Here is a 24,619-nt window from a genome sequence, read left to right on the forward strand (position 1 = left end):
AGTCGCGCCGGTTCATTGCGCCGCGAAGCGTGCCGCGATCTCGCCGGCATAGCCGGCGAACCAGTCGAGCGCGGCCGGGTTTGCGGTCGCGTCGCGGCTGGCGACCGAGGTGACCGGCGCGCCGAGCAGCAGCTTGCGCACCGGCACCTCCATCTTCTTGCCGGTCAGCGTGTACGGAATCGCGTCGACCGCGATGATCGCGTCGGGCACGTGTCGCGGCGAGCCCTGGCGGCGCAGTGCATCGCAGATACGCGCCTGCAATGCAGCGTCCAGCGCGACTCCGGACTTCAGCACGACGAACAGCGGCATGAAGAACGCGCCGTGCGGCAGGTCGAGGTTGACGATCAGGCTGTCGTCGATTTCGTCGACGCCGGCGAGCGTGCGATAGATCTCGGCGGTGCCGATGCGCACGCCGTGGCGATTGAGCGTCGAATCCGAGCGGCCGAGGATCTGGCAACCGCCACGTGCATTGATGCGCAGGTAGTCGCCGTGCCGCCAGACACCCGGATAGACGTCGAAGTAGGCGTCGCGATAGCGCTGCCCGTCATCGTCGTTCCACAGGTACAGCGGCATCGACGGCATCGGCTTGCGCACGACCAGTTCGCCGACCTCGCCGATGCGCGGCTGGCCGTGGTCGTCGTAGGCCTCGACGTCGACGCCGAGGCAGCGACCCTGGATTTCGCCGGCGTACAGCGGCGCGATCGGCACGCCGCCGACGAAGCCGGACGCGACGTCGGTGCCGCCGCTCTGCGAGGTCAGCCAAAGGTCGGCGTTGACGTGTTCGTAGCACCACCGCATGTGCTCGGCCATCACCGGTGCGCCGCCGAGCATCATGTTGCGCAGGCGCGAGAGATCCCAGTCGCGGTTCGGCTTCAGGCCGAGTTTCATCAGCTGGCCGATGTACGAAGGACTGGCGCCGAAGAAGCTGGTGCCGGTGTCCTGTGCCAGTTGCCAGAGCACGTCGGGGCGTGGCGCCATCGGATGGCCGTCGTAGAGCACGATGCTGCTGCCGGTCAGCAGGCCGGCCACCAGCATGTTCCACATCACCCAGCCGGTGGTCGTGAAATAGAACAGGGTCGAATCCGGTTTCAGGTCGAAGTGGAAGTGATGGAACTTCAGGTATTCGACCAGGATGCCGCCGTGTCCGTGCACGAAGGGCTTCGGCAGGCCGGTGGTGCCGGATGAATAGACGACCCACAGGGGATGATCGAAAGCCGTGTCGGCGAACGTGAAATCCTCCGGCTCCGTTGCGGACGCCTGCAGTAGGGTCGCCCAAGGCGTGACCGGTTGGCCGAGATCGTCGGGGACCGCGTCATCGAGTCCCGGCACGAAGACCAGCTGCTCGACGCTCGGCAGCTTCGCGACCAGCTCGCGCAGCGCCGGGCGGCGATCGAAGTCCTTGCCGCCGTAGCGGTAGCCGTCGGTCAGCAGCAGGACCTTGGGCGCAATCTGGCCGAAGCGGTCGAGCACGGTGGACACGCCGAAGTCCGGCGAGCAGCTCGACCAGACGGCACCGATGCTGGCGCTGGCGAGAAAGCCGATCAGGGCCTCCGGCGTGTTCGGCAGCCAGGCGCAGATGCGATTGCCGGGCTGCACGCCGCGCGCGCGCCACTGCGTGGCCAGCGTCAGCACCGCGCGGCGCAGTTCGTCCCACGACCAGCGCTGCAGGGGCCGTGACTCGCTGGCAGCGTGCACGGCGACCCGTTCGCCGCTGCCTTTCGCCAGCAGGTGCGCCGCGAAGTTGACCCGCGCGCCGGCGAACCAGCGGGCGCCGGGCATCTGTCTCGTGTCGAGCACGCGCTCGTACGGCGTGCGGCTCTGCACGCCGAAGTAATCCCAGATCGAAGCCCAGAACGCTTCAAGCTCGGTGGTCGACCACTGTTGCAGTGCAGCGTAATCATCGAAGCGCTGGCCGCGCGCCGCGAGCCAGGCCATGTACCGCGACAGATGACTGTCGGCCTGTCGCCGGGGTGATGGCGTCCATAGCGGCATGATGCCGATTTCCTGCGTATTCATGAGCCTCCGGTGCGCGCTCCGGGTGGCGCGCGACAACCGATGCTGGCGTTCGAATATCACGGTGTGACCATTCCTAGGAAGGGTTTCCGGTCATGCCGGAAAAACTACCCGCACGGGTAGCGGCCACTCGCGTGGTGGCCGATATCGTCTGTTTGGAGAAAGCGGGGGACACACCCATCGCTTCCAGCCACAGAACGAACCCGGAGGAGAACCGGCAATGGCGAGTGCAACCCCTGCCACGCGCAGTGGCGAAGTGTCGGCCATGCCGGACTTGTCCCAATTGGAGAATGACTGATGAGCATCGCCCTCGATGAGATGGCGTCGCGCCGCACGTCCGCATCAGCCGCCGCCGCGGGCGCGGCGGGCTTGTCGTCGGGCAAGCTGATCAATATCGACAACGGCGGCACGCTGACCGACATCTGCGTGATCGACGGCGATCAGGTCTGGCGGACCAAGACCTTGACCACACCCTACGATCTGTCGAAATGCCTGTTCGAAGGGCTGCGCAAGGTCTCGCGCCTGATCTATGGCGAGGAGAATCTGCTGCAGCTCCTGCTCGGCACGCAGCACATCCGCTACTCGACCACGCAGGGCACCAATGCCCTGGTCGAGCGCAAGGGGCCGCGGCTGGGCCTGATCACCGGCGGCAGCCTGAGCGCGGCGCAGCTGCGCGAGCACGACGGCGCCGGCGAACTGTTCGACGCGCTGATCGGCGAGCGCACGACCACGCTCGATCTTGCCAGCGACGAAGCCGCGCTGGAGAAGGCGGCGATTTCCGCGGTCAACCAGCTCGCGTCGACCGGTGCCAATCGCATCATCGTCGCGGTTGGCGGCAATGATCGTGGCGAGGCGGAACGGCGTCTGCGGCGCATCCTGCTGCGCAAGTTCCCGCCGCATCTGCTCGGCGCCATTCCCTTGTTGTATTCGCACGAGGTGGTCGAGGACGACAACGATCTGCGCCGCGCCTGGAGCGCGATCCTCAATGCCTTCCTGCATCCGGCGATGGAGCGCTTCCTGTATTCGGCCGAGCACAAGCTGCGCGAAAACAAGGCGCGCAACCCGCTGCTGATCTTCCGCAATGACGGCCACTCGGCGCGCGTCGCCAAGACCACGGCGGTCAAGACCTATTCGTCCGGTCCGCGCGGCGGCATGGAAGGCAGCCGTGCGCTGGCGGCGCATTACGGATTCAGGCAGCTGCTGTCGATGGACGTCGGCGGCACGACGACCGACATCGGTGTGGTCGACGACGGCGTGGTACGCGCCGAGGCGCGCGGCAAGGTCGAAGGCGTTGGCGTGTCGTTCCCGCTCTGCGACGTCGTCAGCGTCGGTGTCGGCGGCAGCTCCATCATCCGCGTCGATGGCAAGACGATCCGGGTCGGGCCGCAATCGGTGGGCAGCGCACCGGGTCCGGCCTGCTTCGGTCTCGGCGGCGGCGAGGCGACGATCACCGATGCATTCCTCTTGCAGGGCTTGCTCGATCCGGCGTCGTTCTTCGGTGGCGAACTGAAGATCGATGTCGAGCGCGCGCGTGCCGTGATCGACGAGAAGATCGCCAGGCCACTTGGCCTGTCGGTCGAGACGGCAGCGGTCGAGATGGAAAAGGCCTGGGTCGCGAAAGTCGCGGATGCCTTGAAGAAGGTCGCCAGGATCACGCCGGACACGACTCTCGCGGCATTTGGCGGTGGCGGACCGTTCGTGGTCTGCAAGGTCGCGGAAGCCGCCGGCATCTCGCAGGTGTTGATTCCGGGGCTGGCGGCCGTGTTCTCGGCCTTCGGCCTCGGCTTCTCCGACATCGCCCATCAGTACGAGGCGACGCTGTCGTCGAACGACGCCGCCGGTCTGAAGAAGGCGAGCGACGCCTTGTTCGAGCGGGCGCGCCGTGGCATGGCCGGCGAAGGCATCGATTTCGACGACTGCGCGATCACGACGACGCTGCAGATCGCCGACGACCGCGGCGAGCGCGAAGTGACGATCGCCGATGGCAAGCTGCCGGCCGGAATCGGCAAGGACGCACGGCTGTCGCTGTCGCTGCTGTCGGCCAAGGCCATCGCGCAGCCGAAGCTCAGCGGTCAGTTCGGTGCCGGACACAGCGCGGCCAAGGCCGCGGGGCAGCGCCGCATCGCCATCGACGGCAAGCCGCACGAGGTGCCGCTATATCGCGCCGAGGAGCAGTCGGCCGGTTCCGGCGCCAGCGGCCCCTGCGTGCTCGAGGAAGCGTTCTACACCTGCCGCATCGATGCCGGCTGGCGTTTCGAATTCAACGCCAGCGGCGACATCCTGCTGGTCAAGGCCTGAGTTCCGAGGCTTGCGAGGAAATCACATGAAAGTCCTGGTCACCGAATACCTGCGCATCAATCTCGATTCCGAGATGTACGAGTGCCGCCGCTGCGATCACGTGCTGATCTCGGCGCGCGAGAACTACAAGCGTGGCTTGCGCGTCTACGACCGCGACCCGCGCGAGATCCACAAGCCGCTGGTCGATCCGAAGATGTATGCACGTACTTACTCGCCGGACCCGCTGTGGTGCCGGATTCTCGAATACTACTGCCCGAACTGCGGAACGATGTTCGAGGCTGAATATCTGCCGCCCGGGCACCCGCCGCTGCACGACATCGAGCTCGACATCGATGCACTGAAGCTGCAGTGGAAGGATCGCCCCGAGGTGAAGGAGCCGGCGATCGGTCCGGACCTCGCGCTCGAGAAAGTGAAGTCCGGTCGTTCGCTGCACGCCGGCCACAAGCACTGAAGGACACGGCCATGAAACGCGTATCCGTTGATATCGGCGGCACCTTCACCGACTGCTTCGTCGCCTGGGGCGACCGCAACATCCAGGGCAAGGCGCTGACCACGCATCACAATCTCGCGCTCGGCTTCAACGAGGCGCTGGCCAATGCCTGCAGCGAGCTGGATGTCGCAGTGCCGGCGCTGCTGTCGCAGGTCGATTCCGTGCGCTACGCGACGACGCTGGGCACGAACGCGTTGATCGAGCGCAAGGGGCCGCGCATCGGTGCGTTGGTGACGACCGGCTTCAAGAGCACGATTCCGCTGTCGCGCGCGCGCGGCTACGGCGAAGGTCTGCCGGAAGAAGCGCAGATGGACATTCCGAACGCATCACGTCCGGAGCCGATCGTGCCGATCCCGATGATTCGCGAGGTGCGCGAGCGCGTCGACTATCTCGGCCAGATCTTCTGGCATCTCGACGAGGACGACGTGCGCAGCCGCATCCGCGAGCTGGTCGACGCCGGCGCCGAGGCGCTGGTCGTCGCGTTCACCAATTCGGTCGTCAATCCGGCGCACGAGCTGCGCGTTCGCGAAATTTTCCTCGAGGAGTATCCGGCGCATCTGCTTGGCGCGATTCCGATGCTGCTGAGTCATCAGGTGGCCGGCCGCAAGGGCGAATACGCGCGCTCGATGTCGACCATCATGGATGCGTTCCTGCACGCGACCATGTATCACGGCCTCGGTACCCTGGAACTGAATCTGCGCGCCAACGGCTACGACAAGCCGATGCTGGTCAATCACAACTCCGGCGGCATGGCACAGCTCAACTCCACCGACGCGCTGCAGACCGTGCATTCCGGGCCGGTGTCCGGCATTGCCGCCAGCGAGCATCTGATGGTGCAGACCGGCCTGGGCAATGTCGTCGCCACCGACATGGGCGGCACCAGCTTCGACATCGGCATCGTCGTCGAAGGTGGCGTCAAGTACTACGACTTCAATCCGGTGATCGACCGCTGGCTGGTTTCGATTCCGATGGTCCACCTCGTCACGCTCGGTGCCGGCGGTGGCTCGATCTGCAACTACGACCGCCTGTTCAAGTCGGTGAAGGTCGGGCCGCAGTCCGCCGGGTCCGATCCGGGGCCGGCCTGCTACGACCGCGGCGGCCTGCAGCCGACGGTCACGGATGCCGACCTGCTGCTCGGCTATCTCGATCCTTCGAACTACGCCAACGGCCACATCAAGCTCAATGCGCGGCGCGCGAAACAGGCGTTCGAGGATCTCGGCGACGAGCTCGACATGAGCGTGGTCGAGACGGCAAAGCTGGTGAAGCGCACGGTCGACGCCAACATGGCCAACGGCATCGCCACCGAGCTGCGCACGCGCGGCTACGAGCCTCGCGACTTCACGGTGCTCGCCTACGGCGGCAACGGTCCGCTGCATGCCTGCGGGATCGCGGCCGTGCTCGGTGTCGATCGCATTCTGGCGCCGCCGTTCTCGGCGGTGTTCTCGGCCGTCGGCGCCGGCAACATGAACCAGATGCACATCCACGAGATCAGCACCTGGACGACGCTGTTCGATCCCAACCTCAAGCAGTTCTTTTCCGACTACGCGTCCTTCAACGCCAATGTCGAGGAGCTCGAGCGGCGCGGTCGCGACGATCTGGTGCGTCAGGGGTTCGAGGCCGGGGACATCGCGTACCGCCTCGAAATCGACATGCGCTACGGCAACCAGCGCGTGCAGACCGCGGTGGTTTCGGACGTGCTGCGGCTCAAGAGCCAGCGCGATGTCCTGCGCCTGATCGATCAGTTCCACACCCGCTACGGCGAGCGCTTCGGCGAGGGCAGCCAGTCACCGGAGGCGGGCATCCGCATCAACACGATTCGCGTCTGCTCGTACGTCGTGCAATCCACGGCGAGCTTCAGCGGCATCCAGGACGACGGCCGCGAGGGCCAGCGCGTCGAGCCGGTCGGCACGCGCGCCTGCCACTTCCCCGGCCATGACGGTCCGGTCGAGACGCGGCTGTACGACGTGGGTGCGCTGGCCGAAGGCACGCGCATCGATGGTCCGGCGTTGGTCACGACCCCGGCGACGACCTACCTCGTCGAGCCGGGCTGGCGCTACTACGCGGCGGCACAGGGCGCCGTGTGGTTCACGCGCGGCGGCCATTGAGTCTGCGAGGTCCTTCTCCCTCCGGGAGCAGGCGCCCGCAGGGCGGATGAGGGCAGCTCACAGCGGCCTTCATCCCGGCCCTCCCCCGAGGGAGAGGGAACAAAGACGATGAGGAGAATGAAATGAACGACATGCCCGGAAAAGTGGAACTGAACAAGGACGATCAGGTCCTGCTCGACAAGTTCCTGTCCGACAACCGCCTGTTCCTCGGGCCCGATCCCGAGATCATGCGCAACCACAGCATCCAGCCGCGTTCCAAGATGGAAGCGTCGGCGCTGGCCAGGGATCTCGATACGCACCAGGTCCATCATGTGCGCGGACTGATCAACGCCGCGCTGTCGGAAGCGTTCACGATGGTCAATCAGATGGGCGCCGCGCCCGGCGCCAAATGGGGCGATCTGGTGACCGGCGTCTACACCGCGCAGGGTGATCTGGCGATGATCGCGCCGCACGGCATCATCGCGTTCGCCGCCTGCTGCTTCTATCCGATCCGCTTCATCATCAAGAACTGGATCGACGACCCGACGGTCGGCGTCAAGGACGGCGACGGCTTCATCCACAACGACGCGCGCTACGGCGGCGTGCACAACACCGACCAGTCGATGATGATGCCGCTGTACTGGAAGGGCGAGCTGATCTGCTGGCTGTCGAGCACGATCCACGAGGGCGAGAACGGCGCCTGCGAGCCGGGCGGCATGCCGGCGGCCGCCGAGAGCAAGTACGACGAAGGCATCAAGATGTCGCCGTTCAAGGTGGTCGAGAACTTCAAGCTCAAGCGCGATCTCGTCACCTTCCTGCAGAACTCGGTGCGCGATCCCAAGCTGCAGCTCGAGGACATGAAGGTCAAGCTGCACGCGGTGATGCGTCTGCGCGAACGCATGCTCGCGATCCTCGACCAGTTCGGCAAGGATCTGCTGGTCGGCACGCTGCGCAAGCATCTGGAAGACACCGAAACCGAAATGCGCCGCCGCATCGCCGAAATGCCGGACGGCACGACGCGCGTGCTGCAGTTCATGGACTCGTCGCTGCGCGAGAACTGCCTGCAGAAGATTTCGCTGGCGATCACGGTCAAGGGCGATCGTCTGATCATGGATTTCCGCGGCACCGCGCCGCAGTTCATGAACCGTGCGGTCAATACCAACATTGCTTCGTTCAAGGCGGCACTGTGCACCGGCCTGCTGCAGAACGTCTGGCCGGACCTGCCGCATACGATGGCGGTGCTGTCGCCGATCGAGATCATTTCCGATCGCAATTCGATCATCGACGCCGAGGGCGAGATGCCGCAGGCGATGAGTCTGATGCCGATGTTCAAGGCCTGCGTGGCCTGGACCATTCCGATGAACAAGTTCAACTACAGCGTGCCGACCAAGTATTCGGCGGTGATCGCCTCGCAGTACGACCAGGCGGCGACCTTCATCTACGGCGGCCTGACCCAGCACGGCGACGTCACCGGCAATTTCTGCGGCGACATCAACGGCAACGGCCAGGGCGCGCGCAGCCACGCCGACGGCGAGCATTCGGTGTCGCCGGTGTTCGGCTTCATGTGCGACTCCGGCGAGCACGAGATCAACGAGGAAGACACGCCGATCATCCGCCTCGGCGCGCAGCGCATCGCCAAGGACCGCATCGGCTTCGGCAAGTATCGCGGCGGCATGGGCTACGAGCAGATCGCGACCGCGCGTGGCTCGGGCATGTGGGGCTTCATGACCGGTTGCGAAGGTTCCAAGTTCCCGTCGGCGCAGGGTCTGTTCGGCGGCTATTCGTGTCCCAGCTACCAGCTGATGAAGATCAAGGGCATCAACATCTTCGAGGAACTGAAAGCCGATCCGAACGTCGTCGAGGTTTTCGACATCGTCAAGCTGATGAACGAGCAGCCGATCAAGAACGGCCACTACAGCAGCAACGACATGGGCATGACCTTCGAGCTGTGCAACGAAGGCGAGATCTACATGATCTGCCAGGGCGCCGGTGGTGGCTACGGCGACGTGCTCGAACGCGATCCGGAAGCGGTGATGAAGGACTTGCGCGAAGACCTGATGTCGCACGCGAACGCGCACGACATCTACAAGGTGGTCTACGACGAAATCAACCTGGTCGTCGATGTCGAGGCCACCGCCGAGCTGCGCGCCGCTGCCCGCCGCGAGCGCCTGCAGCGCAGCAAGCCGTTCGATGAATTCGTCGCCGAATGGGTGACGCCGGAGCCGCCGGCCAATCTGCCGTATTTCGGCAGCTGGAATGACAACACCAGAATCTACGCACAGAACCCGGCGATCAGCATGAAGGTCGTGATGGACGCCGACAAACTGCAGGGCGTGTTCATGCCCAACCCCAAGGATCTGCAGATCGCCGGCCTGGAAGCGCAGCTCGCCGCCGCCAATGCCGCGCTGGAAGCCTGTCGCGCGGCCGGTCGCTGATCGCGGAACACACGAACAAGGCCGCGCCTCACGCAAGGACGGCTGCATGAGAGGAGGAGAGAGATGACGGACTACAGCAAGCTGTTCAGGCTCGACGGCAAAGTGGCCCTGGTCAGCGGTGCCGCACGCGGCATCGGCGCCGAGGTGGCGCTGGCGCTGGCGCAGGCGGGTGCCGCCGTGCTGGTCACCGATGTCGCCGACGGCGGCGGCAAGGCGACGGTCGAAGCGATTCGCAAGGCCGGCGGCAAGGCCGAAGCCTGTGTGCACGACGTCACCAGGGAAGCAGAGTGGGAGTCCGCGGTCGCCGCGGCGAAGCGCCAACTCGGCGGCCTCGACATCGTCGTCAACAACGCCGGCATCGAAACCGCGGCGCTGCTGTCGCAGTGCACGGTCGAGGATTTCCGCAAGGTGCTCGACATCAACGTCACCGGCGTGTTCCTCGGCGTCAAGCACGCGATTCGCGCGATGGCGGCGCCGGCCGGCAAGGGCGGTTCGATCATCAACATGTCGTCGGTTGCCGGCCTGATCGGCACGACCGGGCATGCCGCCTACCACACGTCGAAGGGCGCGGTGCGGTTGCTGACCAAGGCCGCGGCGGTCGAGTGCGCGCAGCTGGGCACCGGCATCCGCGTCAATTCGGTCCATCCGGCGATCGTCGCGACCGAGATGGGCACGAATTTCATCCAGCATTTCGTCGATCTCGGTCTGGCACCGGACTACGCGACCGCCGAAGGCGCGATCAAGGCCGGCCACCCGATGGGCCGTTTCGGCGAGCCGGCCGACGTGGCCAGCGCCGTGCTCTACCTCGCAGCCGATGCGACAAAGTGGATGACCGGCAGCGAACTCGTCATCGACGGCGGTTACTCGGCTGCCTGACGCATGACCCTCGACGACATCCTTGCGCAGGGAAAGCGCCTGTGGCTCGACTACAGCGAATACGCTGGTGCCCTGCTCGCCGGTGGCTCGGTGCCGTGGCTGGACGTCTCGGAACTGGTGGCCTGGCAACGCAAGGCGCAGGGACTGCTGCAGTCCGACGTGCTGGAGCTGCCGATCGGCGAGGTCGGCAACGCCTGGCTGCAGGCGCATCCGGCGCTGCTCGACGCGATGCGCAGCAAGAACCGCCCGGTGTTCCCGCTCAAGACGCTGCTCGCCGATGCGGCGCTGCGGGCGCACCTGCTGGAAATTGCCCGCGGCCTGCGCGCAAGCTTCGCGCGTCTGCCGCTGGCACTGGTCTGTCCGTCGCCGAAGCGCTGGGCGCTCGATGCGTACCGCGCCGCGTTCGGCGATGACGGTGCCGGCGCCGCCGACTTCGGCGCCGACGAAACCGAAGATGCCTCGGCCTACCTCGCCGATTTCCTGCGCAGCTTCGGCGATGTCGGCGTCGACATCCTGCTGTTGCAGGAGTCCGTCGACAGTGAACCCGAGGACGCCGCCGGACTCGAAGCCTATCGCCCGGTGCTCAATGTTGCCGCGCACTATCGCTGGGAGATCGGTCTGGCGGCGCCGGGCGGGCGCTACCGCGGTGACGCCGCCGACTTCGGCTTCGTGATCGCCCCGCAGGTCGCGAACGGTCGGCGTAGCGGCCGCATGGTCCCGTCCGACTTCTGGAGCGGTGCGGCTGCGTCCGATTGCCCCGAGAACGGATTTCGCTACGCCCGCGTGCCCGGCGACGCCAAGCCGGAAACCGTGCTGCAGCGTCTCGCGGCTCTGCGTTGAGTGGCCGCCATGCCGCGACTCGAAAGCGAATTTCTCTGCGCGATGCACGCCACCTTGCAGGCGCCGCCGGAAGTGATCGGCCCGACGCCGGAAGGCATACGCGTGAACTTCTATGTCACCGGCGGCACGCTCGATGGTCCGCGCCTGAAGGGCAGGCTGCGCGCCGTCGGTGCGGATTTCTTCACGCTGCGCCGCGATGGCGTGGGCGAACTCGATGTGCGCACGACGATCGAAACCGATGACGGTGCACTGATCTACGTGCAGTACCACGGCGTCGGCGACCTGGGCGAGCAGGGCTACGAGCGCTTTCTTGCCGGCGAACTGCCGCCGCGCGTCGCGCTGCAGACCGGTCCGCGCTTCAGCTCTGCGCATCCGGATTACCAGTGGCTGCACCGTCTGTACTGCGTCGGCCGCGGTGAAGTCGACATGCAGACTTTCGAAGTGCGTTACGACATTCACGCACTTCGCTGACAGGGAGAACGACATGGTTCAGGAAGGCGAACTGCTGTGGACGCCGCGCCCCGAGTTCGCGCAGCGCTCGCAGCTGGCGCGCTACCAGAACTGGCTGCGCGAGCGGCGCGGCCTGGACTTCGCGCTCGACGACTACGCCGGTCTCTGGCGATGGTCGGTGGATCAACCCGAGCAGTTCTGGGAGACGATCTGGGATTACTTCGACGTGCAGGCGACGGTGCCGTTCTCGCGCGTGCTCGATCGTCGCCAGATGCCCGGCGTGAAGTGGTTCGAGGATTCCCGGCTCAACTATGCCGAGCACATGCTGCGTCACGAGGCGATCGCGCCGGACGCCGTGGTCTTCCATCACCGCTCCGAGACGCGGCCGCTGGCGCAGATGCGCTGGCGCGATCTCGGCGCCCAGGTCCGCGTGCTTGCCACGCGGCTGCGCGCGCTGGGCGTGCGCCCGGGCGATCGCGTCGTGTCCTACATGCCGAACGTGCCGGAGACCGCGATCGCGATGCTGGCAACCACCGCGATCGGCGCGACCTGGTCATCGGCGGCACCGGAATTCGGCGTCAAGACGGTGATCGAACGCTTCTCGCAGATCGAGCCGAAAGTGCTGTTCGCAGCCGACGGCTATCGTTTCGGCGGCAAGGATTTCGCGCGCGCGGCGGAAGTGCGGCGCATCGTCGACGCCCTGCCGTCGCTGGAGACGGTCGTCTGGCTGCCGCATCTCGACCCGCAGGCAGCGCCACCGGCCTGGCCGCAGCTGCGCAGCTGGGCCGACGTGATGGATCATGCGCCGGTGTCGCGCGAAGCGTTCCGCTACGAACAGGTCGCCTACGATCACGCGCTCTGGGTGGTGTTCTCGTCCGGCACTACCGGGCTGCCCAAGGCCATCGTCCACAGCCATGTCGGCGCCCTGCTCGAACACCTGAAGCTGCTGCACTTCCATCTCAATCTCGGCCCCGAGTCGGTGATGTTCTTCTACAGCACCACCGGCTGGATGATGTGGAACCTGTTGCTTGCGGCCTTGCTGACCGGCAGCGCCGTCGTGCTCTACGACGGCAATCCCGCGCACCCGTCGCCGGACTTTCTCTGGCAGCTTGCGGCCGATACCGGCACGACCTCGTTCGGCGCCAGCCCGACCTATGTGCAGATGATGGAGAAGGCCGGCCTGGTGCCGCGCGAACGTTTCGACCTGAGCCGGCTCGAATCGATTGTCGTCGCCGGCGCGCCGTCGACGCCGGAAACCTTCGCCTGGTTCTACCGCAGCGTGAAGCAGGACCTCTGGGTCACCTCGCAGTCCGGCGGTACGGAGCTGTGCAGCGGCTTCGTCGGTGCGGCGCCGACACTGCCGGTGCATGCCGGCGAGATCCAGACGCGTCTGCTCGGCATGGACGTGCATGCGTTCACCGACGACGGTCGCGAGATCGTCGATGAGGTTGGCGAGCTGGTCGTGACCACGCCGTTTCCGTCGATGCCGATCCGCTTCTGGAACGACGATGGCGACAAGCGCTACCGGGAATCCTATTTCGAAGTGTTCCCGAACGTCTGGCGGCACGGCGATTTCATCAAGATCAATGCGCGCGGCGGCTGCTACATCTACGGCCGTTCGGATTCGACGCTGAACCGCTTCGGCGTGCGCATCGGCACCGCGGAGATCTACCGCGCGGTCGAGCAGGTTCCGGAAGTTGCCGACAGCCTGATCGTCTGCGTCGAGTTGCCGGGCGGCAACTTCTTCATGCCGCTGTTCGTCAGGCTCAAACCGGGCATCGCGCTCGACGAGGCGCTGGGCAAGCGCATCAACGCCAAGCTGCGCGAGGACTGCAGCCCGCGCCACGTCCCCGACCGGATCTACGCGGTCGAAGCGATCCCGTACACGCTGACCGGCAAGAAGATGGAAGTGCCGGTGCGCAAGCTGCTGCTCGGCTGGCCGCTGGAGAAGGCGGCCAGCCGTGACGCGATGATGAATCCGGAGGCGATCGACTGGTATGTCCGCTTCGCTGACACGTCCACCGATTACGACTGGCGTGGCAAGTCGCGCCAGCAGGCCTCGGCCTGAGCCAGGAGAAGACAATGCGCGTGAAGGACAAGGTTTGTGTCGTCAGCGGCGGTGCACGCGGTCTGGGCCTCGCCGCGGCCGAGGCGCTGCTTGCCGAAGGTGCGAAAGTGCTGATCACCGACGTCGATGCCGGTGTCGGCGAGGCGGAGGCCGCCAGACTGGGCAGCAATGCAATGTTCCGCCGGCACGATGTCACCGACGCCGGCCAGTGGAACGCAAGTCTCGACGCCGCCGTCGACAAATGGGGACGGCTCGATGTCGTCGTCAACAATGCCGGCATCGCCGATCTGGTCGACATCGAGAACATCACGGCGCAGGTCTGGCAGCGTACGCTCGACATCAATCTCAGCGGCGTGATGCTCGGCACGCAGACGGCGATCGCACGCATGAAGGGCAGGGGTGGATCGATCGTCAACATCGCGTCGATCGAGGGCATGCTCGGCGAAGCCGCGCTGCCGGCTTACAACGCGGCCAAGGGTGGCGTGCGCATTTTCACGCGCTCGGCTGCGATTCATTGCGCCCGCAGTGGCTACAACATCCGCATCAACAACGTCTGCCCCGGCTTTGCCGAAACGCAGATGGTCAGTGGCGCGCTCGCAACCCTGGCACCGGAGCAGGCGCAGGCCTTCGCCGAAAAGACGCTGGCGCGCATTCCGATGGGACGCTTCGCCAGGCCGTCCGAAATCGCGGCTGCGGTGCTGTTCCTTGCGTCGGATGAATCCAGTTACGTGACCGGCTCCGACCTCGTCGTCGACGGCGGCATGACCGCATAAACAAACAACGGAACCCTGAGGAGAGATCCATGAGCAAGAAACCCGTCGTCATCTATGGCGTGACCGGCTACACCGGCCGTCTGGTCGCCGAATACCTGCGCGAGTATCGCGTGCCGTTCGTGGCCGCCGGCCGTGACGGCAAGCGCATCAAGGAAGTGCTCGACAAGGTGCCGGGCATCGAGAATGCCGACTACGAGATCGCCGAGGTCGAGCACACTACTGAAGCGCTGACCAGGCTCATGAAGGGCGCCAAGGTCATGTGCAACATGGTCGGGCCGTTCATGAAGTACGGCGACGAGGCGGTCGAGGCCTGTCTCAATGCCGGTGCGCACTACACGGATACCAACGGCGAGCAGAACTGGATGATGCATGCCGAGGAAAAGTGGGGCGCCAAGTTCGCGGCGAAGAACCTGCTGCTGTCGCCGGGCATCGCGCAGATGTACACGACCGGCGAGATCGCCGCGAACATCTGCCTCGAGACGCCGGGACTCGACACGCTCGACATCCTCGTGCTGTGGAAGGGCTTCCCGACCTATGCGTCGACGCAGACCATCTTCAGCATCCTCACCGCCAACTTCTACTATCTCGAAAACAAGCAGTACGTGCAGTGGGCGCCGACCGCGAAATCCGAGGTCGTGGTGCCCGGCCAGCACGAGGTCGCAATGGCACTGCCGTGGGGTGGCACCGCGCATCCGGTCTGGTTCAAGAATGATCCGCGCGTGTCGAGCTGCAAGGCGCAGGGTGGCGTGTTTGCGCGGCCGGTGATGGAAGGTGTGGTGCAGATCACCGGCGTGATCGAGGAAAAGATCAAGCAACTGCCGAAGGCCGAACAGGAGAAGGCGCTGTCCGACATGGCGGCGAGCCTGCAGTCCGGCATGCCGCCGCGCGAGAATCCGCGCGAGAACATTTCCGTGGATTCGGTGCATGCCAGTGGTCCGCTCGGTCATGCGCACTGCGTGATTCACGGCAATTGCAACTACAAGCAGACCGGCCTGCTGCAGGCTTACGCGGCCTATCACCTGGTGCAGGCGCCGCCGAAGCGTCACGGCTTCGCGTCCGGCTGCCAGGCCTTCGGCCATCGCGAGCTGCTTGGCGTACTGCAGAGCTTCGGTCTGGTGTCGAAACCGCAGCTGACGGTCAACGCGTTCAGCGCCTGAGCGACCGCGCAAGGAGCATGAAGGTGGCCCTGAAGATCGCACCGGCCGCGACGCATGTCGCGGAAGGTGCGCATCTGTGGACGCCGCCCGCCGAGCGTGCGTCCGCTGCCGCTGTCGAACACTTCCGCTACTGGGTCAATGCCCGGCTCGGTCTCGACCTACCGGACTACGATGCCCTGTGGCGCTGGTCGATCGACAGCAACGATGCGTTCTGGGCCGCGATCTGGCGCTATTTCGACATCCGCTCGGACACGCCGTACGCCAGAGTCTGCAGCGCGCGGGAGATGCCGGGCGCGCTCTGGTTCGAGGGAGCGCGCGTCAACTATGCCGAGCATCTGCTGCGCCACGAATCGCGCAGCCCGGACGCGCCGGCCCTGATGCATGCCTCGGAGCTGCGGCCACTGGAGTCGACGAGCTGGCGCGAACTCGGCCGCCGGGTGCGGATCGTCGCGGAAAAACTGCGCGCACTGGGCATCGCACCCGGCGATCGGGTGGCGGCGTACATGCCGAACGTGCCGGAGACCGCAATCGCGATGCTGGCGACGACCGCGATCGGCGCGGTCTGGACGGCGGCTTCGCCGGAGTTCGGCGCGCGCACGGTAATCGACCGTTTCGCGCAACTGGCGCCGAAGCTGCTGTTCGTCGTCGATGGCTACCGCTTCGCGGGCGAGGATTTTCCGCGTGACGCGCAGGTCAGCGAGATCGTCGCCGGCCTCGCCAGTCTCGAACACGTGGTCTGTCTGCCGTATCTGCAGCCGCTGGACGCGCCGATCGTGCCGGGCGCACTGCGCTGGGGCGAACTGATCGAAGGGCCCGATGTGTCCGTCGCACAGTTCCGCTACGAGCGCGTCGACCACGATCATCCACTGTGGGTGCTGTTTTCGTCCGGGACGACGGGTCTGCCGAAAGCGGTCGTGCACAGTCATGTCGGCATCCTCGTCGAGCACTGCAAGCTGACGGCGTTTCACGTTGGCCTGCGGCCCGGTTCGCGGCCGATGTTCTATTCGACGACCGGCTGGATGATGTGGAACGTGCTGCTGTCGGGCATGCTGCAAGGTGCCACGCCGGTGCTGTACGACGGCTGCCCGATCGGCCCCGATCCTGCGGTGTTGTGGAAGCTGATCGAGCAGGCCCGCGTCACGCATTTCGGGACCAGCCCGAGCTTCGCGCAGATCATGCAGAAGGATGGCCTGCAGCCGCGCCGCGACTTCGATCTGTCGGCGCTGGAGATGGTGCTGCTGGCCGGCTCGCCGGCGATGCCGGAAACCTTCGCGTGGTTCTACGACGAGGTGAAGCCGGAACTGTGGGTGACCTCGCAGAGCGGCGGCACCGAGTTTGCGTCGGCGCTCGTCGGTGCCGTGCCGACCCTGCCCGTGCACGCCGGCGAGATCCAGTCGCGCCTGCTCGGCATGGACGTCCAGGTCTGGAACGAGCAGGGTGTCGAGCTGGTCGATCAGGTCGGCGAGCTGGTCATCACCAATCCCTGTCCGTCGATGCCGATCCGTTTCTGGAACGACGGCGATGGCCAGCGCTATCGCGACGCGTACTTCTCGACCTGGCCCGGTGTCTGGCGGCATGGCGACTGGATCAAGCGCAATGCGCGCGGCGGCAGCTACATCTATGGCCGCAGCGATTCGATCCTCAATCGCTACGGCGTCTGCATCGGCACGGCGGAAATCTATCGCAGTGTCGAGCGCATCGCGGACATCAGCGACAGCCTCATCGTCTGCTGCGAGTTGGCAGGCGGTCGCTTCTTCATGCCGATGTTCGTCAAGCTGCGCGACGGCGGCGCGCTCGACGAGAAACTGCGCGAGAAGATAAAACGGCAGCTGCGCATCGACTGCAGCCCCCGCCATGTTCCGGACCAGCTCTACGCGGTCGACGACATTCCCTACACGCTGACCGGCAAGAAGATGGAAGTGCCGGTGCGCAAACTGCTGGCCGGCTGGCCGCTGGAAAAAGCGGCGAATCGCGATGCCATGCAGAATCCCGCAGCGATCGACTGGTTCGTGCGCTTCCGTTCCGACAACCGCGTCATGCTCAGCAGCTGAGCACCGAGGCCATACCGATGACCGAAACCGCTGCCGAGAACCGGCGCATTGTGCTTGCACGTCGTCCGGACGCGAGCCTGCAGCACGGCGACCTGCGCATGGAGCGCGTGCCGCTGCCGACGATCGACGACGGCGAACTGCTGCTGCGCACGCTGTGGCTGTCACTGGACCCGTACATGCGCAGCCGCATGAACGACGCGCCGTCCTACGCCGAACCGGTCGCGATCGACGCGGTGATGGTGGGCGCGACGGTCAGCCGGGTCATCGCATCGAAGCACGCCGCCCACGCCGTCGGCGATCTCGTGCTCGCCGCCAGCGGCTGGCAGGACTACGCCGTGTCGGACGGCACCGGCCTGACGCGGCTCGACACCGACATGCCGCGTCCATCGCTGGCGCTTGGTGCGATGGGCATGCCCGGCTTCACGGCATTCGTCGGCATGCTCGATATCGGCCAGCCGAAAGTCGGCGAGACCGTACTGGTGTCGGCGGCGACCGGGGCCGTCGGTTCGATCGCCGGGCAGATCGCGAAGCTGCGCGGTGCACGCGTCGTCGGCATCGCCGGCGGTGACGAGAAATGCCGTTACGCCGTCGAACAGCTGCACTTCGACGCCTGCGTCGATCATCAGCAACACGATTTCGCCGAGCGCCTGGCGGCGGCCTGTCCGTCGGGTGTGGATGTGTTCTTCGAGAACGTCGGTGGCGCGGTCTGGGAAGCGGCCCTGCCGCTGCTCAATGATCACGCGCGCATCGCGCTGAGCGGCCTGATCGCGAACTACAACCGCGCCGCGCCGAGCGACGGCCCGGATCAGACGGCGCAGTGGCTGCGCATCCTCCTGACCCGGCGCGTGAGCCTGCGGGGTTTCATCATCTTCGAGCACTACAAGACGCGCCATGAGGCGTTCGTCGAGCAGATGAGCGGCTGGCTGCGCGAGCAGCGGATCGTCGTCGTCGAGGACGTGATCGAAGGTCTCGAACACGCACCGGCCGGCCTGATGGGTCTGTTGCGTGGCGACAATCTCGGCAAGCTCGTCGTCCGCGTCGCCGATTGATTGCGGGCGCGTGCCCGGCGCGATCACGATCAATGTGGCGCGCCGCCGCATTTACCAGGCGCCGCTGCAGCGAGGTCCCCGTCTCAGCGGATGAGCGCCATCTGCCGCGCGGCATTGATCGCCTGCAGGCGGCTGCCGACGGCGAGCTTCGAGTAGATGTTCTTGAGGTGAAACTTGACGGTGTTCTCGGATACGAAGAGGCGCCGCGCCATTTCCTTGTTCGACACGCCGTTGGCGAGGTAGACGAGGATTTCCGTTTCGCGATCGGTCAGCGGTTCCAGCGGCTGGAAGCCGGACTGCGCCGGCGCCGTGCGATCGGCGTCGACCAGCTGGCCGCTGCGCGACAGGAGCTGCGAGACGAAGACCTGCAAGGGCGCCAGGCTTTGATCGCCGGCGGCGATGTCGCGCATCAGCGAGGCATGTTCGTCGCGCAGCAGCGGCAGCAATGACGCCCCCTCGTCCATGAAGATCCGCACGAAACTCTCGGGCGCCGCAAGCTGCACGGCACGACGCAGGCTGCGTCGCGCGAGGTTGTCGCTGCCACGCCCGTGGTGGGCGAGCGCTTCGAGGACCACCAGCTTCAGCAAGCGGTACTGACGTCGCTGCCGCTGCGCAGCGGCGATCTCGGTCGAGATGCGCGCCAGCGCCGCCTCGTGACGGCCGCCGTGCAGGTCGAGCCGGATCCTGCCGATCGCATCGCCTTCGATCGATTCGGAAAAGATCATCCAGCCATCGGGCAGTTCGAATTCCGCCTGCGTCGGAATGCGGCTGGCGATCGCCTGGGCGCGTTCGACTTCGCCAGCCAGCAGTGCGCGCCGCACGCGCTCCCAGGCAACGATGCGCAGGAGCCGCGGCCAGCCGGCGTTGTGCGCAAGCTGCTCGGCCTCGGCGAGCACTTCGTCGGCGCGATTGGCGCGGCCACGGGCATCCTGGATGCGCGCCATCGCCAGATAGCCGAGCGCGAGGAAGTCGAGCAGCACCGCGTCGGTGATCAGATCATGGAACTGCAGGAACATCGATTCGGCGAGATCGAGCTCGTCGCATTCGTAGAGCGCGTAGATGTAGCAGGCGACCAGCGATGCGGCGGCGAACGACTTGTCGAGATCGAGATGCTGTTCGGCGAGGCCGGCTCGGTAATGCGTCAGGGCATCGTTGAGCCGGCCCTGCATGATCAGGCTGATGCCGTGCACCGCGAACGAATAGCCGCCGCTGAACGCGGCATCGCCGCGCGTGCCGAAGCTGCGCGCGAGTTGCAGGGCTTCGCGCTCGGCATCGAAGTCGCCGGACGACATCGCCCGGTAGCCGCTGAGATTGGCTGCCGCGCTGAGCTCGAAGGCGCGAAAGCCCTCCGGCTGCTGGTCGCGCAGCTGCATGGTGTCGACGATGCTGAAGGCCAGCGGCACGTCGTCGACGACCATCGCCAGCATCGAGCGCACGACGCTGGAGTCGATGTGCTTTTCGGACGCCTTTTCGAGAATCGACAGCAGAGGCCGCAGCTTGTGATGCCGGCGCAGGAACACCAGTGCCCAGGCAATCTTCACCGCCAGCTCGGGATGCAGGGCGATCTGGTCGAGCGGCAGCGCGTCGGACCAGCGCTCGACGGTCGCCAGATTGGCATCGACGATCAGGCGGTCGGCCCAGACGTTCATGATCTCGACCGCGAACACGTAATTGCGCGCGGCGATCGCGTGATGAATGGCGTCCTCGTGCATGCCGTGCGCGTAGAACCAGTCGGCGGCGCGCCGGTGCACGGTGTCGAGCAGGGCCGGTTCTTCGCCGCGCGTCTGGTCGGCGAGGAACGACGAGAACAGGGTGTGGTACTTGAACCAGCTCAGTTCCGAATCCAGGCAGCGCAGGAACAGGCCGGAACGTTCGAGGAACAGCAGGATGCTTTGCGAATCCTGCCAGCCGGTGACTTCGTCGCAGAGGCCGGCCGACAGGCGCGTCAGCACCGAGGTCTGGCGCAGGAACTGCTGGATGCGCGGTGGCTGCAGACCGAGCACGTTGTCGGCGAGATACTCGGCAAGCTGGCGCGGCCGGTGCGTGGCCGGATCGAGCAGGGCGCCGCGCACCGAGGGGCTGGGCAGACTGAGGCGGAACAACTGCAGCGCTGCCGGCCAGCCCTCGGTCTGGCGATAGATCGCATCGAGTTCCTCGCGGCTGACGCCAAGGTCCTGGGCCTGACCGAAGAAGCGTTCCGCTTCGGTTTCCGAGAAACGCAGATCGTCCGCGCGCAGCACCAGCGCCTGGTTGTTGACGACCAGGCGCGCCAGGCCGATTTCCGGAAGTGCGCGGGTGCCGATGAACAGGGTCACATTGTCGGGCAGGCGTTCCAGCAGTTCGCGGAAGACGGCGAGCACGGCGCGATTGTTGAGCGCCTGGAATTCGTCGAAGTACAGATGCACGGCGCGGTCGAACTGCGCGAGCCGGCTGGCTGCCCAGTCCGACAGCCGACGCCGCGTTGCCCGCGGCGAGCCCGCTTCTTCGCCGGCGGCGATCGGGCTGTCGTTGCCGAGCCCCTCGACCAGTGCCTGCAGATGGCCGGCGAAGCGGCGCATGTCGTTGTCGGCTTCGTCCAGCGTCAGCCAGGCGGTGATCGCGCCCTGCGCTTCGCCGTGATGCTTGGCCTGCTGCAGCAGCGTCGATTTGCCATGGCCGGCCGGTGCCTGCACGACGACCACGCCGTACGGCGGCGCGCGAAACAGACGTGCCAGCAGTTCCTCACGCTGGATCGCGCCGGGATACGAAATCGGCGTGAAGAATTTGTGCGTGAACACTTCCATGGGGCGTGCAGCAAAATCCATAGCCGCGCAGCGTCCTCCCCTCATCCATGCGCCTTCTGTCGAAGCGCGAGCGCGAACTATAGCCCAGCGTTTTGCGGTTTGTTTTGCTGCGTTGCAGCGCCCGGGCGTGGGATAATTGCGACACTGCGACGGCCGCCGGCCACGTTCCCCATTTTTCCGTTTTACCTTGTCACCGACATGCGCCGCGCCGATTTTCAATACGAGCTTCCCGATGCCCTGATCGCGCAATACCCGAGCGTCGAGCGTTCGGCGAGCCGGCTGCTGCACGTCGGCGAGCAGCTGGCGGATCGCCGCATCGTCGAACTGCCGTCGCTGCTCGCGCCCGGCGATCTGATCGTGTTCAACGACACGCGCGTGATTCCGGCGCGCCTGTTCGGCCGCAAGAGCAGCGGCGGGCGTGTCGAGGTGTTTGTCGAGCGCGTGCTGGACAGCCGTGAATTCCTGGCTCAGCTCGGCGTCAGCAAGACGCCGAAGGCGGGCGGCGTCATCGAGATCGGTGACGACCGGCTGACCGTGCTCGGCCGCGACGACGATCTGTTCCATCTGCGCTACGACGGCGACGATGGCGTGATGGCGTTTCTCGAGCGCGCCGGCCGTCTGCCGTTGCCGCCGTACATCGGCCATGCGCCGGACCACCACGACGCCGAACGCTACCAGACGGTGTTTGCCCGCGAGCCGGGGGCGGTTGCGGCGCCGACTGCCGGTTTGCACTTCGATCAGGCCCTGCTGGCGGCACTCGCCGCGCGTGGCGTCGAGAGCGCGACATTGACCCTGCACGTCGGCGCCGGCACCTTCCAGCCGGTGCGCGTCGACGATCTGCGCGAGCACCGCATGCACGGCGAACGCTATGCGATCGACGCGCAGCTCTGTGCCCGGCTCGACGCCGCGCGCGCGCGCGGTGGGCGGGTGATCGCGGTCGGCACGACGGTCACGCGCGCGCTCGAATCGGCGGCTGCCCTGCAGGATCGTGACGGCACACTGCAGCCGGCGGCGGGCGAGACGCACCTGTTCATCACGCCCGGCTATCGCTTCCGCATCGTCGATCGCCTGCTGACGAATTTCCATCTGCCGGAAAGCACACTGCTGATGCTGGTCTGCGCCTACGGTGGTTACGAGCGCATGATGGCAGCGTACCGGCACGCGGTCGCGCAGCGCTACCGTTTTTTCAGCTACGGCGATGCGATGCTCATCGAGCCGGCAGAAGGCGTCGTCAGATCGTAGGCGCGCGGCGCTCCACCGGCGCCGGCGGCTTGCGTACTTCGCGCGGTTCCGGGCGCGGTGGCGGTGGCGCCGGCGGCGGCATCATCAACGGCCGCTCGCGCCGCCGGCGCAGCGCGCTGAACGGCCAGCGCAGCAGATTGAACAGGCTGCTGAGCGCGATCGCGCCGATCAGGCCACAGACCAGTGCATCGGCGGACAGTGGCAGGCCGGGCGTGTAAGCCATCCAGGTCGCACGTGCCAGTTCGCGATCGAGATGACGACCGAGATACCAGAGCTTTTGCGGCAGGCTGCCGTGTTCGAGGATCGCCAGGCCCGCACGCATGTCGATTTCGCGGGCGCGTTCGTTTTCGAGCTGGTCGCCGATGCCGTGGATGCCGGGTGAGGGTGCGGCATGCAGCTCGGCGATCAGCGCATCGAGATCGCCGCCGTAATGCTCGTCGGCATTGCGCTGGTATTCGGCCATGCCGTCGACCAGCGCCTGGTGGTAGCCGCCGTAGCGTTGCGTGTAGCTGTCGACAAACTGAGGCAGCTGCATCGCCAGCGCGAAGCCGAAGGCGAACAGCAGGCGGTCGATGATCGCGAGCAGTGGTCTCATGCGGACCCTCGTGATGATGGCGGCTGACGGCAGCGTGCCGGCGGCGCGCCCGGAACACAAGAGGAGCGCAAGGCGCCTGAATCGCCGCTGTCGCGCCACGCCGGCCGGTGTCATGGGACAATGCGCGCCGTTTTCGGCGAAAGCATCATTTCGTGAAGTTCGAACTGCTCAAACAATCCGGTAACGCTCGGCGTGGCCGGCTCCGATTCGACCGCGGGGTCGTCGAGACGCCGATCTTCATGCCGGTCGGCACCTACGGCACGGTCAAGAGCGTCACGCCCGAGGAATTGCGCGAGGTCGGCAGTCAGATCATCCTCGGCAACACTTTTCACCTGATGCTGCGGCCGGGCGAAAACCTGATCCGGGACCACTTCGGCAGTCTGCATGGTTTCATGCACTGGAACGGCCCCATCCTCACCGACTCCGGCGGCTTCCAGGTCTGGAGTCTGTCGGGTCTGCGCAAGATCACCGAGGAGGGCGTGAAGTTCGCGTCGCCGATCAATGGCGACCGCATCTTCCTGAGCCCGGAGCGTTCGATCGAAGTCCAGCACGCCCTGGGCTCGGACATCATCATGCAGTTCGACGAATGCACGCCGTACCCGGCGACCGACAAGCAGGCACGCAAGTCGATGGAGCTGTCGGCGCGCTGGGCAGCCCGCTGCAAGACGCAGCACACGCAATTGTGCGAAGACCGCTCGCGCCGGCATGCGCTCGCGGGCTCGGCGGGGCAAAGCGGTGCTTTGCCTGCGCCGGCCTCGTTGTTCGGGATTGTCCAGGGCGGCATGCATGTCGAGCTGCGTCGCGAGTCGCTGGCGCAGCTGCGCGAGATCGGCTTCGACGGTTATGCGATCGGCGGCCTGTCGGTCGGTGAGCCGGAGGCCGAGCGGATCAAGGTGCTCGATGCCGTGGGGCCGGAACTGCCGCCGGATCGGCCGCACTACCTGATGGGTGTCGGCACGCCGCGCGATCTGGTGCAGGCGGTGGCGCGCGGCATCGACATGTTCGACTGCGTCATGCCGACCCGCAATGCGCGCAACGGCCATCTGTTCACCAGCATGGGTGTGCTCAAGCTGCGCAACGCGCAGTATCGCGACGATCCGCAGCCGCTCGATCCGAACTGCAGCTGCTACACCTGCCGGCACTATTCACGCGCGTATCTGCATCACCTCGATCGCTGCAACGAAATGCTCGGCCCGCGCCTCAACACCATCCACAACCTGCATTACTACCTGGCGCTGATGCAGCGCATCCGCACGGCGATCGAGGACGATCGCTACGAGGCGTTTGCCAGCGACTTTCTCGCCTCGCCGGAAGGCCGGCCGGCACGTTCGAAAGCCGCCGCGGTGCAGTCGGCGTCCGACGGCATCTAGAACCCCGGCAGGAGCGGCGCCAGCGCGAATGCGGTCGCCGGGGCA

17 protein-coding genes are annotated in these 24,619 nt (G+C 66.1%); 14 read left to right on the forward strand and 3 right to left on the reverse strand.

The window, feature by feature from the left end; genetic code table 11:
• Positions 1-12: 12 nt before the first annotated feature.
• On the reverse strand, positions 13-2,016 hold the full coding sequence (locus tag G7Y85_RS06960) for an acetoacetate--CoA ligase (protein WP_166253975.1): 2,004 nt from the start codon (positions 2,014-2,016) through the stop codon (positions 13-15).
• Positions 2,017-2,310: 294 nt separating this feature from the next.
• Between G7Y85_RS06960 and G7Y85_RS06965 the strand changes: the two genes are divergently transcribed.
• The 12 genes from G7Y85_RS06965 to curA all read left to right on the forward strand — a co-directional run bounded on the left by G7Y85_RS06965 (position 2,311) and on the right by curA (position 18,584).
• Positions 2,311-4,311, forward strand: a complete 2,001-nt coding sequence (locus G7Y85_RS06965) for a hydantoinase/oxoprolinase family protein (RefSeq protein ID WP_166253978.1) — start codon at positions 2,311-2,313, stop codon at positions 4,309-4,311.
• 25 nt (positions 4,312-4,336) lie between these two features.
• Positions 4,337-4,762, forward strand: a complete 426-nt coding sequence (locus tag G7Y85_RS06970) for an acetone carboxylase subunit gamma (RefSeq protein ID WP_166253981.1) — start codon at positions 4,337-4,339, stop codon at positions 4,760-4,762.
• A gap of 11 nt (positions 4,763-4,773) precedes the next feature.
• Positions 4,774-6,906, forward strand: coding sequence for a hydantoinase/oxoprolinase family protein (locus G7Y85_RS06975; RefSeq protein ID WP_166253984.1), 2,133 nt, complete (start codon positions 4,774-4,776; stop codon positions 6,904-6,906).
• A 122-nt stretch (positions 6,907-7,028) separates the two neighbouring features.
• Positions 7,029-9,320, forward strand: a complete 2,292-nt coding sequence (locus G7Y85_RS06980; protein WP_166253987.1) for a hydantoinase B/oxoprolinase family protein — start codon at positions 7,029-7,031, stop codon at positions 9,318-9,320.
• A 63-nt stretch (positions 9,321-9,383) separates the two neighbouring features.
• Entirely contained in the window at positions 9,384-10,196 is an 813-nt protein-coding gene (locus G7Y85_RS06985) for a glucose 1-dehydrogenase (protein WP_166253990.1), read from the forward strand.
• A 3-nt stretch (positions 10,197-10,199) separates the two neighbouring features.
• Positions 10,200-11,036, forward strand: coding sequence for a hypothetical protein (locus G7Y85_RS06990; RefSeq protein WP_166253994.1), 837 nt, complete (start codon positions 10,200-10,202; stop codon positions 11,034-11,036).
• A gap of 9 nt (positions 11,037-11,045) precedes the next feature.
• Entirely contained in the window at positions 11,046-11,507 is a 462-nt protein-coding gene (locus G7Y85_RS06995; protein ID WP_166253997.1) for a DUF3237 domain-containing protein, read from the forward strand.
• A gap of 13 nt (positions 11,508-11,520) precedes the next feature.
• Positions 11,521-13,554, forward strand: coding sequence for an acetoacetate--CoA ligase (locus tag G7Y85_RS07000; protein ID WP_166254001.1), 2,034 nt, complete (start codon positions 11,521-11,523; stop codon positions 13,552-13,554).
• 14 nt (positions 13,555-13,568) lie between these two features.
• Positions 13,569-14,327, forward strand: a complete 759-nt coding sequence (locus tag G7Y85_RS07005; protein WP_166254005.1) for a glucose 1-dehydrogenase — start codon at positions 13,569-13,571, stop codon at positions 14,325-14,327.
• A 29-nt stretch (positions 14,328-14,356) separates the two neighbouring features.
• On the forward strand, positions 14,357-15,484 hold the full coding sequence (locus tag G7Y85_RS07010; RefSeq protein WP_166254008.1) for a DUF5938 domain-containing protein: 1,128 nt from the start codon (positions 14,357-14,359) through the stop codon (positions 15,482-15,484).
• A gap of 23 nt (positions 15,485-15,507) precedes the next feature.
• The gene (locus G7Y85_RS07015) at positions 15,508-17,535 is read left to right on the forward strand and encodes an acetoacetate--CoA ligase (protein WP_366514925.1); all 2,028 of its coding nucleotides are present in this window, start codon (positions 15,508-15,510) and stop codon (positions 17,533-17,535) included.
• A gap of 17 nt (positions 17,536-17,552) precedes the next feature.
• Positions 17,553-18,584 (forward strand): NADPH-dependent curcumin/dihydrocurcumin reductase, encoded by a 1,032-nt coding sequence (curA, locus tag G7Y85_RS07020; RefSeq protein WP_166254014.1) that lies wholly within the window; start codon positions 17,553-17,555, stop codon positions 18,582-18,584.
• 83 nt (positions 18,585-18,667) lie between these two features.
• Here curA and G7Y85_RS07025 read toward each other — a convergent pair whose 3' ends face one another.
• Positions 18,668-21,388: a winged helix-turn-helix domain-containing protein gene (locus G7Y85_RS07025; protein ID WP_166254017.1), complete on the reverse strand. Its 2,721-nt coding sequence runs from the start codon at positions 21,386-21,388 to the stop codon at positions 18,668-18,670.
• A gap of 177 nt (positions 21,389-21,565) precedes the next feature.
• On the opposite strand from G7Y85_RS07025, the gene queA reads away from it, so the two are divergent.
• Positions 21,566-22,609 (forward strand): tRNA preQ1(34) S-adenosylmethionine ribosyltransferase-isomerase QueA, encoded by a 1,044-nt coding sequence (queA, locus tag G7Y85_RS07030; protein WP_166254020.1) that lies wholly within the window; start codon positions 21,566-21,568, stop codon positions 22,607-22,609.
• Here queA and G7Y85_RS07035 read toward each other — a convergent pair.
• Positions 22,599-23,204 (reverse strand): DUF2937 family protein, encoded by a 606-nt coding sequence (locus G7Y85_RS07035; protein ID WP_166254023.1) that lies wholly within the window; start codon positions 23,202-23,204, stop codon positions 22,599-22,601. The two genes, queA and G7Y85_RS07035, sit on opposite strands and share 11 nt — an antisense overlap.
• 152 nt (positions 23,205-23,356) lie before the next feature.
• Between G7Y85_RS07035 and tgt the strand changes: the two genes are divergently transcribed.
• Positions 23,357-24,574: a tRNA guanosine(34) transglycosylase Tgt gene (tgt, locus tag G7Y85_RS07040; RefSeq protein WP_166254026.1), complete on the forward strand. Its 1,218-nt coding sequence runs from the start codon at positions 23,357-23,359 to the stop codon at positions 24,572-24,574.
• Positions 24,575-24,619 lie beyond the last annotated feature (45 nt).

The organism is Solimonas terrae, assembly GCF_011067135.1.
Lineage (GTDB): Bacteria > Pseudomonadota > Gammaproteobacteria > Nevskiales > Nevskiaceae > Solimonas > Solimonas terrae.